The organism is Mesorhizobium sp. M5C.F.Ca.IN.020.32.2.1 (assembly GCF_004023105.1).
GTDB lineage: Bacteria > Pseudomonadota > Alphaproteobacteria > Rhizobiales > Rhizobiaceae > Mesorhizobium > Mesorhizobium wenxiniae.
Genome location: NZ_RZSX01001598.1, coordinates 1 through 559 on the forward strand (window position 1 = coordinate 1; position 559 = coordinate 559).

The window sequence follows — 559 nt, forward strand, 5'->3', positions numbered from 1 at the left end:
CCCTTGGACAGACCATGCCGCCGCTCCTCGATCCGCTCGCGCGAGAAGGCCGGCAGCAGCGAAACGAGCTTCGGCTCCAGTGCCTTGCGCGCGTCCAGCAATTCAGCGATCCGCTGGCCGAGCGGTGCGGTGCTGGTATCGTTCTTGAGATACCAGCCGCTGGCCACATAAGTGAGCCGGCTAACAGCTTGATAAAGGTCGAGCTGCACCTGTCCGTCGATCTGGTTGTCGAGTGCATCGATCTGGCGATAGAGCGCCGGCAACCCAAACCCGTCGCGCACCACGGCGAAGGTCCGGACCACGTCGGCCGCGCTGCGACCGGTCGCTTCCTGCAGCCTGTTGACGAAGGATGGTCCGCCGCGATTGACCAGATCGTTGGCGACGACACGGGCGATGATTTCGCGGCGCAGGCGATGGCCATGGATCTCGGCCGCGTATTTCTTCGCCATACGGTCCGGAAAATAGCCCATCAGGTCACGGTCGAAATGCGAATCGTCCGGCACGTCGCTGGCGACGATGTCGGAAAACAACGCGATCTTGGCATAGGCCAACAGCACGC

1 pseudogene is annotated in these 559 nt (G+C 62.8%); it reads right to left on the reverse strand.

Annotated elements, in window-relative coordinates:
* Positions 1-559: pseudogene (locus EOA86_RS37670) on the reverse strand (NAD-glutamate dehydrogenase domain-containing protein); the annotation flags it as partial.